This window comes from Nocardia sp. NPDC050408, assembly GCF_044458905.1.
Lineage (GTDB): Bacteria > Actinomycetota > Actinomycetes > Mycobacteriales > Mycobacteriaceae > Nocardia.
Window position 1 is genome coordinate 31,815 of the sequence record NZ_JBITIL010000006.1, and the last position, 16,311, is coordinate 48,125.

A 16,311-nucleotide genomic window follows, 5' to 3' on the forward strand; every position below is an offset into this window, starting at 1 on the left:
CGAACACCGGCGGATGAGCCGATCGCGATCGTGGGCATGGGATGCCGGTTCCCGGGTGGGGTGAAATCGCCGGACGAACTGTGGGATCTGGTGGCCTCGGGGATCGATGCGACCAGTGCGTACCCATCGGACCGCGGCTGGGATCTGGACCGTTTGTTCGACGAGGATCCGGACAAACCCGGGACCGTATACGCCCGCCGCGCCGGATTCCTCGACGACGCAGCGGATTTCGACGCCGGATTCTTCGGGATCGGCCCGCGGGAAGCGACGGCGATGGACCCGCAGCAGCGGCAATTGCTCGAGGCATCGTGGGAGGCCCTGGAGGATGCCGGGATCGATCCGGTTTCGCTGCGTGGCACCGATGCCGGGGTATTCGTGGGTGCGTGCTTCTCGGGTTATTTCAACCGGGTGACCCCCGAGTTCGAGGGCTACCGGCTCACCGGAGCCCAGGGCAGCGTGATCTCGGGCCGGCTGTCGTATGTGTTCGGCCTGGAAGGGCCGTCGGTCACCGTGGATACGGCGTGTTCGTCGTCGTTGGTGTCGCTGCATCTGGCCTGTCAGGCGCTGCGGCAGGGTGAGGCATCGCTGGCGTTGTCGGGCGGCGCGACGATCTACGCCGATCCCTATCTCTCCGTCGATTTCGCTCGGCAGCGTGGTCTGTCCCCGGACGGGCGGTGCAAATCGTTTTCCGCCGCGGCCGATGGTGTCGCGTTCTCCGAGGGCGTCGGAATGCTGGTGCTGGAACGGCTGTCGGATGCCCGCCGCCTGGGCCACAACGTTCTTGCCGTGGTGCGGGGCACGGCGATCAATCAAGACGGCGCGTCGAACGGTCTGTCCGCGCCGAATGGGCCGTCGCAGGAGCGGGTGATCGCGGCGGCCCTGGCCAACGCCGGGTTGCGGCCCGCCGACATCGATGCGGTGGAGGCGCACGGCACCGGGACGACACTGGGTGATCCGATGGAGGCGCAGGCATTGATCGCCGCCTACGGTCAGGATCGGCCGGGAGCGCCGCTGCGGATCGGCTCGCTGAAGTCGAATATCGGGCACACCTCGGCCGCCGCAGGCGTGGCCGGAGTGATCAAGATGGTGCAGGCGTTGCGGAACGAGACTCTGCCGATGACGCTGCACGTGGATGTGCCCAGCCCGCATGTGGATTGGTCGGCCGGCGGTGTGGAGTTGCTGACCGAGCCGCAGCGGTGGCCGCGCAACGGGCGTGTTCGCCGCGCGGGCGTGTCGTCGTTCGGTGTCAGCGGCACCAATGCGCATGCGATCCTGGAGGAAGCGCCGCCGCAACGAATTCCGGTGGCACCCAACGGAACTCCGGCAGACCTGCCGTTGCCGTTGCTGGTATCGGCCAAATCCGAGGCAGGGTTGCGGGCGCAGGCGGATCGGCTCCTGCAGTGGTTGGTGGCCGGACCCGAGCGAGAGATCGCCGATGTCGCGTACTCGCTGAGCGCCTTCCGCTCCCATATGGAATTCCGGGGCGCGGTCGTCGGGACGGGGCGCGACGAGATCCTTTCCGGTCTGGCGGATCTGGCGGCGGGCAAGGTGTCTTCCGGTGCCGTCGAGGGCGTCGCGGCGACGGGGAAGACCGCGTGGCTGTTCACGGGACAGGGTGCGCAGCGAGCGGGGATGGGTAAGGACCTCTATGCGGCGTTCCCGGTGTTCGCGCAGGTTCTGGACGAGGTGTGTGCCCAGTTCGATGCTCTCCTGATGCGTGATCCGGGAGCGGATTCCGCGCCAGGGCTGCTCGCGGTGATGTTCGATGACACCGAGGGACTGCTGCACCGCACCGAATTCACCCAGCCCGCGTTGTTCGCGTTCGAGGTGGCGCTGTCGCGGTTGCTGGAGTCGTTCGGTATCGCCGCGGACATGCTCATCGGGCACTCGATCGGTGAGCTGGCCGCCGCGTATGTGGCGGGGGTGTGGTCGCTGCCCGATGCCTGCCGTCTGGTGGCTGCCCGCGGTCGGTTGATGGGAGCTCTGCCCGAGGGCGGAGCGATGCTGGCAGTGGCCATCACGGAGACCGACGCGACGGATATCGTCGCCGAATACGGCAGCAGGGTCTCGATCGCGGCGGTCAACGGCCCGTCGTCGGTGGTGCTGTCCGGAGACGCGGACGCCATCCACGCGATCGAGCGTGTACTCACCGGACGCGGACGCAAGACCAACCGGTTGCGGGTGAGCCACGCATTCCATTCGGCGCGAATGGATCCCGTGCTCGCCGAGTTCCGGCTGGTGGCCGCCAGTGTGACCTACCACCCGCCGAAGATCCCGATCGTGTCGAACATCAGCGGCGCCGTGGCCGGTGCCGAGGTGACCGATCCGGGTTACTGGGTCGAACAGGTGCGCGGTTGTGTGCGGTTCGCGCCCGGGATCGCCACCGTGGCCGAGGCCGGGGTGCGGCGGTTCGTGGAGATCGGGCCGGATGCCGTGTTGTCCGCGATGGCCCGGCAGTGTCTCGCCGAGATTCCGGACGTGGAGGCCGCATCGACGGTGGTCGCGGTTGCCCGGCGTTCGGTCGGCGAGCCGTTGCAATTGGTGTCCGCATTGGCACAAGCGCATGTGGCGGGTGCCGGTGTGGATTGGACGCCGCTGTATGCGGATCGTCCGGTATCGCGGTTGCCGTTGCCCACCTATGCATTCCAGCATCGGCGGTACTGGCTGCAACCGGTTGCCGGTGGGGCGCCGCCGGGAGTATCGGGTCACCCGGTGCTGACCGGTGTGGTGCAGGTCGCGGGCAAGGACGAATGGATGCTCACCGGGCGGCTCTCGCGCCGGACCCATCCGTGGCTCGCGGATCACGTGAGCTACGGCGTGATGGTCGTGTCGAGTACGACGCTGGTGGAGATGTTGTGTGCGGCGGGACCGCGGTTCGGCTGCGCCGGGGTGGACGAGCTCACGCTGGAGGCCCCGATATTCCCGCCCGAGGACGGCGCCGACATCGATCTGCAGGTGCTTGTCGACCAGGCCGACGATAGGGGCCGCAGGCACTGCACGGTGCACTACCGCATCGGTGAGGGAGAGTGGGTACGCAACGCCAGCGGCATTCTGACCGGTGACCGGCCGGCGGCGGAGCCGCTGCTGGAACGTCTTCGGGCGCAGCCGTGGCCGCCGTCGGATGCGGACCCGATCGACCCGGAATGGGTACCCGCGCATATCGAAGCCGTGTCGGGACTCGAATACGGTCCCTCCTTCCGCGGCATCGAACGCGCGTGGCAGCGTGGCGACGCCGTGTTCAGCGAGGTTGCGCTGGATCCGGCCGTCGAATCGGACGGTTTCCTGCTGCATCCGGGCCTGATCGACGTCATCGCGCATGCGGGGATGGCCCGTCTGGTGTGGCCGGAGCCCAGCTCCGACCCGAGCCGCGGCATGCTGCTGTTCCGGTGGGGCGGCGCCCGATTCCACGATGTCCGCAGGCCGGGTCCGTTGCGGGTGATCGCCGTGGCGAAAGGTGAGGACGTGCTCGCCGTGGCGGCGGTGGACGGCGACGGCAACCCGGTGGTCTCCTTCGACGAGATCGTGATGCGGCCGTATGACGTCACCCAGTTCCGACGCCCGCTCGCCGGTGACGCCGGGGTGTACGAAATGGAATGGGCGGAGGTTCACCCTGCACCCGACGTGCCGGTGACCGACGAGGTCATCGCACTGGGGTCGGCTTCGATTGCCGGTGTGCGGGAACGATATCCGGACCTCGACAGTCTGACATCGGATCGTGCGATGCCCGATGTGCTGGTGTGGTCGGACGCGGCAGCGCGAAACGACGATGTCACCGTCGCCGCACATGAGCGGGCCCGGTCGGCACTACACCTGCTGCAGGGGTGGCTGGACAAGGATCCGTCGGAGCGGTCGCGGTTGGTCGTCGTCACCCACAACGGCCTTGGGATGCCCGGCGAGACACCGGATCTCGCGGCGGCCACGGTGGCGGGCCTGGTTCGCAGTGCGCAGTCCGAGTATCCCGGCCGGATCGTCTTGCTCGACCGGCAGTCCACGTCCGTTCCGCTGTCGGTCGACACCGTGTTGTCGGCACTGGCGGCCGACGAGCCGCAGGTGGCCGTTCGCGCCGACACGATGCTGGTGCCGCGGCTGCGGCGCTCGGAGGTGATCGCCGGCGCGAGACCGGCATTCGGCTCCGGCACCGTGCTGATCACCGGGGGTACCGGTGGTCTGGGCGCGATGGTGGCCCGTCACCTGGTTGCCGAGCACGGTGTCCGGCACCTGCTCCTGGTGTCCCGCAGTGGCGAGCGAGCCACAGGCGCAACGGAATTGGCGGCGCACCTGTGCGAGCTCGGAGCGAACGCGCGCATCGCGGCCTGCGATGTCGCGGACCGGTCCGCGTTGCGGGCACTGCTCGATTCCATACCGGCCGAACAGCCGTTGACGGCCGTGGTTCACACCGCGGGTGTGCTCGACGATGCGACGATCGCGACGCTCACCGTCGAACAGCTGGACCGCGTGCTCGCGCCGAAGGTCGACGCGGCATGGAATCTGCACGAGTCGACGCGGAACGCTGATCTCTCGGCCTTCGTGCTGTTCTCGTCGATGGCCGCTGTCATCGGCGCCGCGGGACAGGCCAATTACGTTGCCGCCAACAGCTTCCTGGACACGTTGGCCGCGCGGCGCAGCGCCGAAGGGCTGCCCGCTGTGGCGCTGGCCTGGGGTCTGTGGGAGTCCACCGCGGCCGGATCGGGCGGTATGGGCGGCACCCTGGATCACGTGGGTGCCGCACGCATGGCCCGCCTCGGCGTGCATCCGCTGGCGTCGGCGGACGGCCTTCGGCTGTTCGATACCGCCGTGGGGATCGGATCGACCCGGGCGGGCGCATCCGCGCTCATGCCGTTCCGTCTCGACGTCAATGCCCTTCGGCGGGAAGCACATATGGCAACGATTCCCCCGGTCCTGCGAAAAATCGCCCTGCCTTCTCGGTCCGCCGCCGCGGAGGAAAGACCACCGCAGGGTCTGGTACTGGATCGGCTACCGGAGGCCGAGCGGGATCGCGCGGTTCTGGACCTGGTCCTCGAGCAGGCTGCCGCGGTACTGGGGCATTCCTCGGCGGGGGATATTCGGGCCGACAAGGGATTCGACGAGCTCGGCTTCGATTCGCTGGCCGGTGTGGATATGCGCAACCGGCTGTCGAAGAGCACCGGTCTGCGGTTGTCCTCGACGATGGTGTTCGACTACCCGACCCCGGTCGAACTGTCCCGATATCTGCATGAACAGCTGATCTCGGCGTCACCTGCGGCCCCACCGGCCGCCGTTTCCGCACCCGTCGATATCGCCCGGCTGGAGGCGATGGTCGAACAGGCGCTCGCCGCGGCCGGTGACGACCCCGCTGCCGCTACCGCACTGCTCGGTATCGGCGACCGCCTCCGGTCGCACTTCGGCGATCGATGGCAGGACGAGGAATTCGACGATGACCTTGCCGAGCATTCCGGCAGCGAACTATTGGATCTGCTTGACGAGGAGTTCGGTCGATCATGAGCAATGAGGAACGGCTCACCCAGTCCCTGCGGCGATTCGCCAGGGACCTGCGCGCCGCCAACAAGCGCATCCAGGACCTGGAGGAGCGTGCGCGGGAACCGATCGCGATCGTCGGGATGAGCTGCCGCTATCCCGGCGGCGTCGAATCGCCCGCGCAACTGTGGGACCTGGTGGCCTCCAGCGTCGACGCCATCGGCGAGTTCCCGACCGACCGGGGCTGGGATCTGGAGAAACTCTACAATCCGGATCCGGACGTTCCCGGTACGACCAATACCCGTGCAGGCGGATTCCTGTATTCGGCAGGCGATTTCGACGCGGGATTCTTCGGGATCGGCCCGCGGGAAGCCGCGATGATGGATCCCCAGCAGCGCTTGGCACTGGAGGCGTCCTGGGAAGCGCTGGAGTACGCGGGCATCGACCCGATGTCGCTGCGCGGCAGCGATACCGGTGTCTTCACCGGCGTTTTCCACCAGTACTACGGACCTCGGGTCGGCTCCCCGACACTGACCGCCGAGGCGGAAGGCCACGCCTATCTCGGTGCGGGAAACTCCGTCGTATCCGGCCGGGTCGCTTACACATTCGGCTTCAAGGGGCCCACGATGTCGATCGACACCGTGTGCTCGTCGTCGCTGGTGGCCCTGCATCTCGCGTGCCAGGCGCTGCGCAACGGCGAAACATCGCTGGCCTTGGCGGGCGGTGTCACGGTGATGTCGGATCCGTCCCATCTGATCGCATTCGCCCGCCAGCACGGGCTCGCCACCGATGCCCGATGCAAGGCATTCGCGGCCGCCGCGGACGGGACCGGATTTTCCGAAGGTATCGGCATGCTGGTCGTCGAACGCCTGTCGGATGCGCAACGCCTGGGGCACAACGTCTTGGCGGTCATTCGCGGCAGCGCGCTCAATCAGGACGGCGCGAGCAAGGGGCTGACCGCACCGAACGGCCCGTCGCAGGAGCGTGTCATCGCACAGGCATTGGCCAATGCCGGACTGGAACCCGGCGACATCGACGCGGTGGAGGCGCACGGGACCGGCACGATGCTCGGGGATCCGATCGAAGCGCGCGCGCTGATCGGCGTCTACGGCGCGCGGCGTGAACACGGGCCGTTATATGTGGGTTCGCTCAAGTCGAATATCGGTCACACGTCCGCCGCGGCGGGGGTGGGCGGTGTGATCAAGATGGTTCAGGCGATGCGGCACGAGATGTTGCCGATGACATTGCATGTGGATGCGCCTACGCCACATGTGGATTGGTCGGCGGGCACTGTGCGCCTGCTGACCGAGGCGCAGCCGTGGCCCGCGGGTGAGCGGGTGCGCCGTGCGGGTGTCTCGTCCTTCGGGGCCAGCGGCACCAACGCGCACGTGATCATCGAGGAGGCTCCCGCCGAACCGGTCGCCGGGACTGCTCCGGAACAGGTGGCGGCCGAAACGATTACGCCGAATACGAACTCCGATGTCGTCGCGTGGCTCCTGTCGGCGAAATCCGAACCCGGCCTGCGCGCGCAGGCGGATCGGCTGTGGCAGTGGTTAATCGGTGAACCCGATGCGGATGTATGGGATGTGGCCCATTCGCTGATCACGTCGCGGGCGCTGTTGGACCGGCGTGCAGCGATCGTGGGCCGTGACCGGGAGACACTGCTGGCGGGACTTGCGGCCCTTGCCGACGGTGCCTCGTCGGAGGGCGTGGTCGATGGCGTCGTGGGCGCGGGACGCACGGCGTTCCTGTTCACCGGCCAGGGCGCGCAGCAACCCGGAATGGGCCGGGAACTGTACGCGGGGTTCCCCGTGTTCGCGGCCGCGCTGGACGAGGTATGCGCCGAACTCGACCCGTTGCTGGGACGAGCGCTGAAGGACGTGATGTTCGCCGCCGACGGTGATGCCGGTGCGGCCCTGCTGAATCGGACGGAATTCACCCAGCCCGCGTTGTTCGCGTACGAGGTGGCGGCCTACCGGCTGGTCGAATCGTTCGGTGTGACACCGGATGCGCTGCTAGGGCACTCCATCGGCGAGCTGGTGGCGGCGTATGTGGCGGGGGTGTGGTCGCTGGCGGACGCGTGCGCGCTGGTGGCGGCGCGGGGGCGACTGATGGGCGCCCTGCCCGGCGGCGGTGCGATGCTGGCGGCGGCTGTCACCGAAGGCGAGGCGATCGAACTGGTGGCCGGATACGCCGATCGGCTGGCGGTCGCCGCGGTGAATGGACCGGCGGCCGTGGTGCTGTCCGGCGACGCGGAGGCGGTCGACGACGTCCAACGGCTGCTCGCCGAGCGGGGTCGCAAGACCAGCAGGCTGCGGGTCAGCCACGCCTTCCATTCCGCCCGGATGGATCCGATGCTCGACGAATTCCGCTCGGTGGCAGCGGGATTGACCTATCATCAGCCGACCGTTCCGGTGGTGTCGAACGTGACCGGCGCTGTGGTGGAGCGGGAGCTGACCGATCCGGAGTATTGGGTGCGCCAGGTCCGTGCGGCCGTGCGGTTCGAGCCCGGCGTGCGCGCGCTGGCCGCGACCGGGGCCCGGCGGTTCCTGGAGGTCGGCCCGGACGCCGTCCTGGCCGCGATGACACGGCAATGCCTTGCCGAGGAACCCGGGACCGAGGGGCGGTCCGTGGTGGCCGCTGCGGCCCGGCGTGGTTGTGCGGAAGTCGCGCAGTTCACCACATTCCTGGCCGCCGCGCACGCCGCGGGACTGGACGTGGACTGGAGCCCCTTGTTCGCGGGCCGGGAATCGCGTCGAATTCTCTTGCCGACCTATGCATTCCAGCATCAGCGCCATTGGATCGCACCCACCGCCGTGCGGGGCGATGTCGGCCGCGCCGGTGTGACGGTGGTCGACCACCCCATGCTCGGCGGGTCGATCGTGGTGGCGGGCAGGGACGAATGGCTGTTCACCGGTCGGCTGTCGGTGGCGTCGCATCCGTGGATCGCCGATCACACCGTCTTCGGCGAGATTCTGCTCCCGGGAACAGGTTTCGTGGAGCTGGCCCTGGCGGTAGGCGCTCGGCTGGGTGTCGAGGTCGTCGACGAGCTGGTGCTGGAGGCGCCGCTGCGTTTCGGCGAGCGGACCGAGGTCGACGTGCAGATCGCGGTCGAAGAACCCGATAACGAGGGGCGCAGGCGATTCGTCGTGGCGTCCCGGATCGTCGGCGAACAATCGGCGGGCGCGAGTGGAACAACCCATGCGCGTGGCATTCTCGCTCCCGGCGGGGAAATGGAGGGTCCGGCCTACGAGGTCGACGACAACCCGGAGGACGACGCGATCCCCGGCGACGTCCTTTACGACGGGCTGGCCGCGCGCGGATTCGATTACGGCTCCGCATTCCAGGGGGCGCGCCGCGTCTGGCGCGATGGCGGCGGTGACATGGTGGCCGATGTGCGGTTGCCCGCCGAAGTCGGCGTGGACGGTGGCCGATTCGGCATCCATCCCGCGCTGCTCGACGCCGCGTTGCATGCCGGGGTGCAGGATCTGGCCGCGGATCTGCCGCCCGGACAGGTGCCGCTGCCGTTCTCGTTCGGCGGCGTCCGGTTGTATCGCCCGGGGGCGACCGCCGCACAGGTGCGCATCCGGCGCGTCGGCGACAGTATGCGGCTGGAACTGGGTGACGACACCGGCGCTCCGGTACTGACCGTCGAATCGCTGCGGGCGCGCCCGGTGAACAGCCAGGCGCTGCGCGGTGATCGATCGATTGCCGACCGCGGGCTCTACGACGTGCAATGGAGTCGAGTCGGCTCCGGCGACGCGTCCCATGAAGTGGACGGCCTGCTGATCGCCGGGGTGGCCGTGCCCGGATTCGCACGGACCTACCCGGACCTGGCTGCCGAGACCGGAGACACCGGCGAAGCTCCGGATGTGCTGGTGTGGTTCGCCGATGGTCCCGACCGCCGCGCTGCGGACAGCGAGGCCGGTTCCCGGTCGGCGGCGGCCATCGTGCGAGATCGCGTGCACGCGGTGCTGGCCTCGGTGCGATCCTGGCTGCGCCTGCCCACTGCCGACGCCCGACTCGTGGTGGTGACGCGCAATGGTGCGGGGTTGCCCGGCGAAGACCCCGATTTGGCCGCCGCGGCCGTCTGGGGTCTGCTCCGGAGCGCGCAGTCGGAGAATCCCGGCCGGATCGTGCTGCTGGACATCGACGATGACAGCGCGGTGACCCCGGAACTGATCTCGGCGGCCATGGCCACTGACGAGAAGCAGCTGGCGCTGCGCGCGGGTGCGCTGCTGGCGCCGCGGCTGACCCGCCGCGATCCGGCCGCCGCGCGGACCATCGATCTCGGCCCGGGTGCGGTGCTGATCACCGGTGGCACCGGCGGGCTGGGCGCGCTGGTGGCGCGGCATCTGGCCGGCAGGCACGGGGTGCGCGAACTGGTGCTGGTGTCGCGGCGCGGTGAGCGGGCCGAGGGTGTCGCCGAACTGGTAGCCGAACTGGCCGAACTCGGGGCCCGGACCCGGGTGGCGGCCTGTGATGTGAGCGATCGCGCCGCCGTGGCAGCGCTGCTCGACGACATCTCCGACGGCCCCGCGCCGACCGCGGTCATCCACGCCGCCGGCGTGCTGGCCGACGGCACCGTCGACACCCTCACCGCCGAGCAGGTCGACCGGGTGCTCGCACCGAAAGTCGATGCGGCACTGCATCTGCACGAGCTGACCTCCGATCTTTCGGCGTTCGTCCTGTTCTCCTCCGTTGCCGCGGTGGTCGGATCGTCGGGACAAGGCAACTATGCGGCGGCCAATTCGGTACTGGACGCATTGGCGCTCCGCCGCGTCAATGCGGGCCTGCCGGCGGTGTCGGTGGCCTGGGGGCCATGGGGCGGGCGCAGCGGAATGGCGGCCGAGCTGACCGATGCGGACCTGGACCGGTTGTCGCGCATGGGTTCTCGCCCGCTGTCGGAGTCCGACGGTCTCGAATTGTTCGATCTGGCCGGTGGCGCCGGAGCTCCGTTCGTCGCCGCGGTCGACCTGGACACGGCGACATTGGCCGTCGCTGCCGGGTCGGGAATGCTGCCCTCGATGTTGCGGTCGCTGGTGCCGTCCGCGCGCCGCGCGGCCGGAGGTGGCGACCTGGCGCGGCGGCTGGCGTCGCTGGCACCGGATGCTCGCGACGCGGCGGTACTCGAATTCGTCCGTGGTCAGGTCGCCGCAGTGCTGGGATATGCCGCGGCTGATCTGGTCGATATCGAGAAGCCCTTCAGCGCAATGGGTTTCGATTCGCTGGGCGCGGTCGAGTTCCGCAACCGGCTCACCACGACCACCGGCCTGCGGTTGCCGTCCACCCTCGTCTTCGACCACCCCACCACCCGGGCGGTGGCCGCCTTCATCGGGTCCCGGATGGGGGACTCGTCCACGCCGGAGCAGCGCAAGACCACGCGCAGGGTGCGAGCCGACGAGCCGATCGCGATCGTCGGAATGGCGTGCCGCTATCCCGGCGGCGTCGAATCCGCGGACGACCTGTGGGATCTGGTGTTCTCCGGCGCGGACGCCATCAGCGAGTTTCCGCCGGATCGCGGTTGGGACACGGCCCAGCTGTTCCATCCGGACCCCGACCATCCCGGCACGTCCTACGCCCGTGAGGGCGGCTTCCTGATGAACGCGGCCGAATTCGACGCGGGCTTCTTCGGAATCGGCCCGCGTGAGGCGATCGCGATGGATCCCCAGCAGCGGTTACTGCTCGAGGTGTCGTGGGAGGCATTGGAACATGCGGGGATCGCCCCGACCTCGTTGCGGGGCAGCGACACCGGTGTCTACACCGGCGTGATGTACCAGGACTACGACGCCCTGACCCGCCTGGGTGGGCCCGAGGTGGAAGGCTATGTCGCCACCGGCGCCGCGAGCAGTGTGGTGTCCGGCCGGGTCGCCTATTCGCTGGGGTTGGAAGGTCCGGCGATGACGGTGGATACGGCGTGCTCGTCATCGCTGGTGGCACTGCATCTGGCGTGCCGGGCTCTGCGCCAGGGAGAAAGCTCCCTCGCGCTGGTGGGCGGTGCCACCGTGATGGCCACTCCGACGGTGTTCGTGGAGTTCTCCCGGCAGCGCGGTCTGGCTCCCGATGGCCGGTCCAAAGCGTTCTCGGCGGCCGCCGATGGTGTGGCCTGGTCGGAGGGCGCGGGCGTGCTGGTGCTGGAACGACTGTCGGATGCGCGGCGGCTGGGACACAACATCCTCGCGGTGGTCCGTGGCAGCGCTGTCAATCAGGACGGCGCGAGCAATGGCCTGACAGCGCCGCGCGGTCCCTCGCAGGAGCGCGTGATCGCGGCGGCGCTGGCCGATGCCGGCGTGCGTGCGCAGGACGTGGACGTGGTGGAGGCGCACGGGACGGGGACGGCATTGGGCGACCCCATCGAGGCACAGGCATTGATCGCCGCCTACGGACAGGAGCGGTCGGACCGGCCGTTGCGTATCGGCGCACTCAAGTCGAATATCGGCCATACACAGGCGGCCGCGGGTGTGGGCGGTGTGATCAAGGTGGTGCAGGCGCTGCGGCATCAGGTGTTGCCGAAGACACTGCATGTGGACGCCTTGTCGCCGCACGTGGATTGGTCGGCTGGGTCGGTGCGGGTGTTGACCGAGCCCGAGCCGTGGCTGACCGGCGACCGGGTGCGGCGTGCGGGCGTCTCGTCGTTCGGGATCAGCGGAACCAACGCACATGTCATTGTCGAGGAAGCGCCGGATGCGCCGTCACCGGCCGGCGTATCGGAGCACGGCGGTGATCCCGATGTGCGGCAAAGCCCTTCCGTCGCCGATGTTTTCGTGGTGCCGCTGATGCTGTCGGCGAAGTCGGAGCAGGGACTGCGGGGACAGGCGGACCGGTTGCGGACATGGTTGGCCGACCGCCCGGATATCGATCTGTGGTCGGTAGCACGCTCGTTGGTGGACACGCGCGCACGGCTGGACCGGCGGGGCGCCGTCGTCGGGCGCGATCGGGAGGAGTTGCTCGCGGGACTGGCCGCACTGGCATCGGGTTCGCCGCTGCCGGGGGTGGTCGACGGCATGGCGGGTTCGGGGAGAACCGCATTCCTGTTCACCGGTCAGGGAGCGCAGCGGACAGGGATGGGTTCGGGCCTGTATCAGGCGTTTCCGATGTTCGCGGCCGCGCTGGACGAGGTGTGCGCCGAGTTCGACAGCCGGCTCGGTGGGTCGCTGAAGGACGTCATGTTCGCCGATCCGGGGCAGATGCTGGATCGGACGGAGTTCACCCAACCGGCGTTGTTCGCGTTCGAGGTGGCCATGTTCCGGCTGCTGGAATCGTTCGACCTGTCGCCGGATGTCGTTGCGGGACATTCTATCGGTGAACTGGCGGCGGCGTTCGTGGCGGGCGTGTGGTCGCTCGAGGACGCGTGCGCGCTGGTGGCGGCGCGGGGCCGGTTGATGGGGGCGTTGCCGGCCGACGGGGCGATGCTGGCGGTGGCCGTGCCGGAGGACGAGGCGATGCGCGTGCTCGGCGAATTCGGCGACCACGTGTCGCTGGCGGCCGTGAATGGTCCGGAATCGGTGGTGCTGTCAGGGGACGCGGATGTGATCGACGAGATCGCGCGACGGCTGTCGGAAGAGAGGAGAAAGACCACGCGGTTGCGGGTCTCGCATGCGTTCCATTCGGCGTTGATGGAGCCCATGCTGGACGAATTACGTGCTGTGGCACAGGGTTTGACGTATCGGGAGCCGTTGTTGCCGATCGTGTCGAATGTGTCGGGCACGCAGGTGAGTGCGCAGGTGTGCGATCCGGAGTACTGGGTCGCGCAGGTTCGTGGTTGCGTGCGATTCGCTCCCGGTGTGGACACCCTGGTCGGTGCCGGTGTGCGCAGGTTCGTGGAGGTCGGCCCGGACGCGGTGCTCGTTGCGATGACCGCCGAGTGTTTGGCCGAGCATCCGCGAGCGGAGACGAAGTCGATGCTGGTGGCGGCGTCGTCGCGTCGGACGATCGACGAGACGGTCGGGTTCGTCACCCTCCTCGCGCAAGCGCACGCGGCGGGGCTGGAGCCGGATATGCCGCTGGTGTTCGCCGGGCGTGGCATGGATCGGGTGGCATTGCCGACCTACGCGTTCCAGCATCGGCGCTATTGGGTGCAGCCACAGGCAGGAGTCGTGACCGGAACATTCGGGCATCCGCTGTTGGCGAATGCGGTGCCGGTAGCGGGCAGGGACGAGTGGTTGTTCACCGGGCGGTTGTCGCTGCGGACGCATCCGTGGATCGCTGACCACGCGGTATTCGGTTCGGTGTTGTTGCCCGGGACGGCGTTCGCGGAATTGGCGTTGAGCGCGGGCGTACGACTGCGGGTGGACGTCATCGAGGAACTGCTACTCGAATCCCCACTGGTACTGGGCGACGGCATCGAGGTCGATCTGCAGTTGAGTGTCGCCGCACCCGATGAGGAGGGACGGCGCGCCTTCGCGATCTACTCCCGCCCCGCCGCCGAGGCGGACTCGGCCGCGGAGCATCCGTGGGTGCTGCACGCGAGGGGTGTGCTGACCGCTGCCGCCGGCGTCGCCCCGGTGTGGGACGAGCGGAGCTGGCCCCCGGCCGGTGCGGTGCCGTCGAGCGATGCGTCCTTCTACGATCGATTGGCGCAGCGCGGTTTCGAGTACGGCCCGGTATTCCAGGGTGTGACCGCGGTGTGGACTCGCGGCGAGCAGACCTTCGCCGAAGTCTCGCTCGACGACTCGGTGAGCGGTTCGGCCTCGGCGTTCGCCGTGCATCCGGCACTGCTCGACGCCTGTCTGCACGTGGCGATCGACGGCCTGTCCGACGACCTGGCCGCCGGGCAGGTGCCGTTGCCGTTCTCGTTCGCGGGAGTGCGGCTGTGGCGTTCCGGTGCCGGGGCGGTGCGTGTGCGGGTGGTGCGCGACGGCAGCGGGCAGATCGGAATGGTCGTCGTCGACGACACCGGTTCGGTCGTGCTGACAATCGATGCCGTGACCGCGCGCCCGGTCGATGTCCGGGCCTTGACCGCGAGCTCGGCTCGCCGTGCGGCGCCGCTGCACCTGCGATGGGTTCGCGCGGATCGGGCTGCCGCCACCACCGCCGCCGTCATCGCTACAGTCGGGTCGGCGAGGGTGTCCGGGATCGACCGGCATTATCGTGACATCGCGGAATTGGCGGCGGCCGAGGAGGTTCCGGATCTGGTCGTCTACTCGCTCGCCGACGGGGTCGCTACCGCGTCCTCCGGCGCACGTGCCGCCGAGGTGCGGGCTTCGGTTCACACGGTCTGGACGATGCTGCGGTCGTGGTTGTCGAACGAGCGGCTGGCCGATGCTCGTCTGGTGGTGGTGACCCGCGGTGCGACGGCCGTGGCGGACGAGCCGGTCGATGTGGCCGCCGCCGCGGTGGCAGGCATGGTCCGCACCGCACAGTCCGAACATCCCGGCCGGATCGCGTTACTCGATCACGACGGCATGGTGGACGCCGATGTCGTGCGCACTGCCGTCGAATCGGATCGGGGACAGACAACGGTCCGCGACTCGCAGATGTTCGTACCGCGACTGTCCGGCGGTGCGGTCACCGACGAACCGCAGTCGCTCGACCGGGGTGCGATGTTCGGGCACGGCACGGTATTGATCACCGGCGGCACCAGTGGTCTGGGTGCGGTCCTGGCCAGGCATCTGGTGGTGACGCACGGTGTCGAGCACCTGCTGCTGGTGTCGCGCCGGGGTGAAGCGGCCCCGGGCGTCGCGGACCTGGTGGCCGAATTGACCGCCCTGGGAGCCGAAACGCGTGTTGCCGCATGCGATGTCGGTGATCGCGCCGATGTCGCTGCGGTGCTCGATTCGATCGCGCCCGAACATCGATTGACAGCGGTGATTCATTCCGCGGGTGTGGTCGACGACGCCACGCTCGAGAAACTGACCGCCGGGCAGATCGACCGTGTACTCGCGCCAAAGGTCGACGGTGCCCTGCACCTGGACGAGCTGACCCGGGGACACGACCTGTCGGCCTTCATCATGTTCTCCTCCGTCGCATCGACATTCGGTGCACCCGGACAGGGCAACTACGCGGCGGCGAACTCGTTCCTCGACGGACTCGCACTCGCCCGCCGCGCCCAGAGGCTGCCCGCGCTCTCGCTGGCGTGGGGACCGTGGAACCAAGACGTCGGTATGACCGGCGCGATGGACCGAGCCGCGCTGACGCGGTGGGAACGACTGGGCATCAAGGTGCTCGGCATCGACGACGGGACCGCACTGTTCGACGCCGCGATCGCCGCGAACGAACCGGTGGCCGCCTGTGTCGAATTCGACAGGGCGGCACTGGCGGCGCAAGCCCGGACCGGGCTGTTGCCCGAGGTGCTCGAGAGCCTGGTACCCGCTCGAGCGCGTCGAGTGCCGGGCGGCAGCACCGGCCGGTTCGCCGCACGGGTGGCCGCCGCGCCGGAGGATCAGCGAGATGAGCTGATACTCGAATTCGTGCGGGAACTCGCCGCGGCGGTTCTGGGACATCCGTCGGCCGTGGCCGTCGATCCCGAAATCCCGTTCAACGAACTGGGATTCGATTCGCTCGGGGGTATCGAGCTGCGGAACCGGCTCGCCGAGGAGACAGCGATGAAACTACCGTCGACCCTGGTGTTCGATTACCCGACCGCCGCCGCGGTAGCGAAGCTGCTGGGGTCGCGGTTGGCGGCCACATCGACCACATCGGCGGTCGACGACCAGATCGACTCGCTGCAATCGCTGTTCGCGACCATGACGTCGGATCGGGACAAGGCACGTCTGGCCGAGCGGATCCGCTCGCTGCTGGCCGACGCACTCTACGACGGCGAATCCTCGGCCGGAAGCGATCGCGCCGCCGTCGAGGCGGCCAGTGCCGACGAACTCTTCGCACTCATAGACCAGCAGATTTCGACTCAGTGAGGAA

Annotated in this window: 2 protein-coding genes (1 of these 2 cut by a window edge); both read left to right on the top strand. The window is 68.8% G+C overall.

Annotated features, from left to right (window positions below; genetic code table 11):
• A protein-coding gene (locus tag ACIBJI_RS19775; protein ID WP_397085153.1) for a type I polyketide synthase crosses the window boundary here: on the top strand, positions 1 to 5,481 show its 3' portion. Its footprint begins 5,388 nt before the window's first position; the window shows 5,481 of its 10,869 coding nt (coding positions 5,389–10,869); the start codon falls outside the window, past its left edge; its stop codon occupies positions 5,479 to 5,481.
• A complete protein-coding gene (locus ACIBJI_RS19780) occupies positions 5,478 to 16,307 on the top strand; it encodes a type I polyketide synthase (RefSeq protein WP_397085155.1) in 10,830 nt (3,609 codons plus the stop codon). The genes ACIBJI_RS19775 and ACIBJI_RS19780 overlap by 4 nt, the downstream gene beginning before the upstream one ends.
• Positions 16,308 to 16,311: the final 4 nt, after the last annotated feature.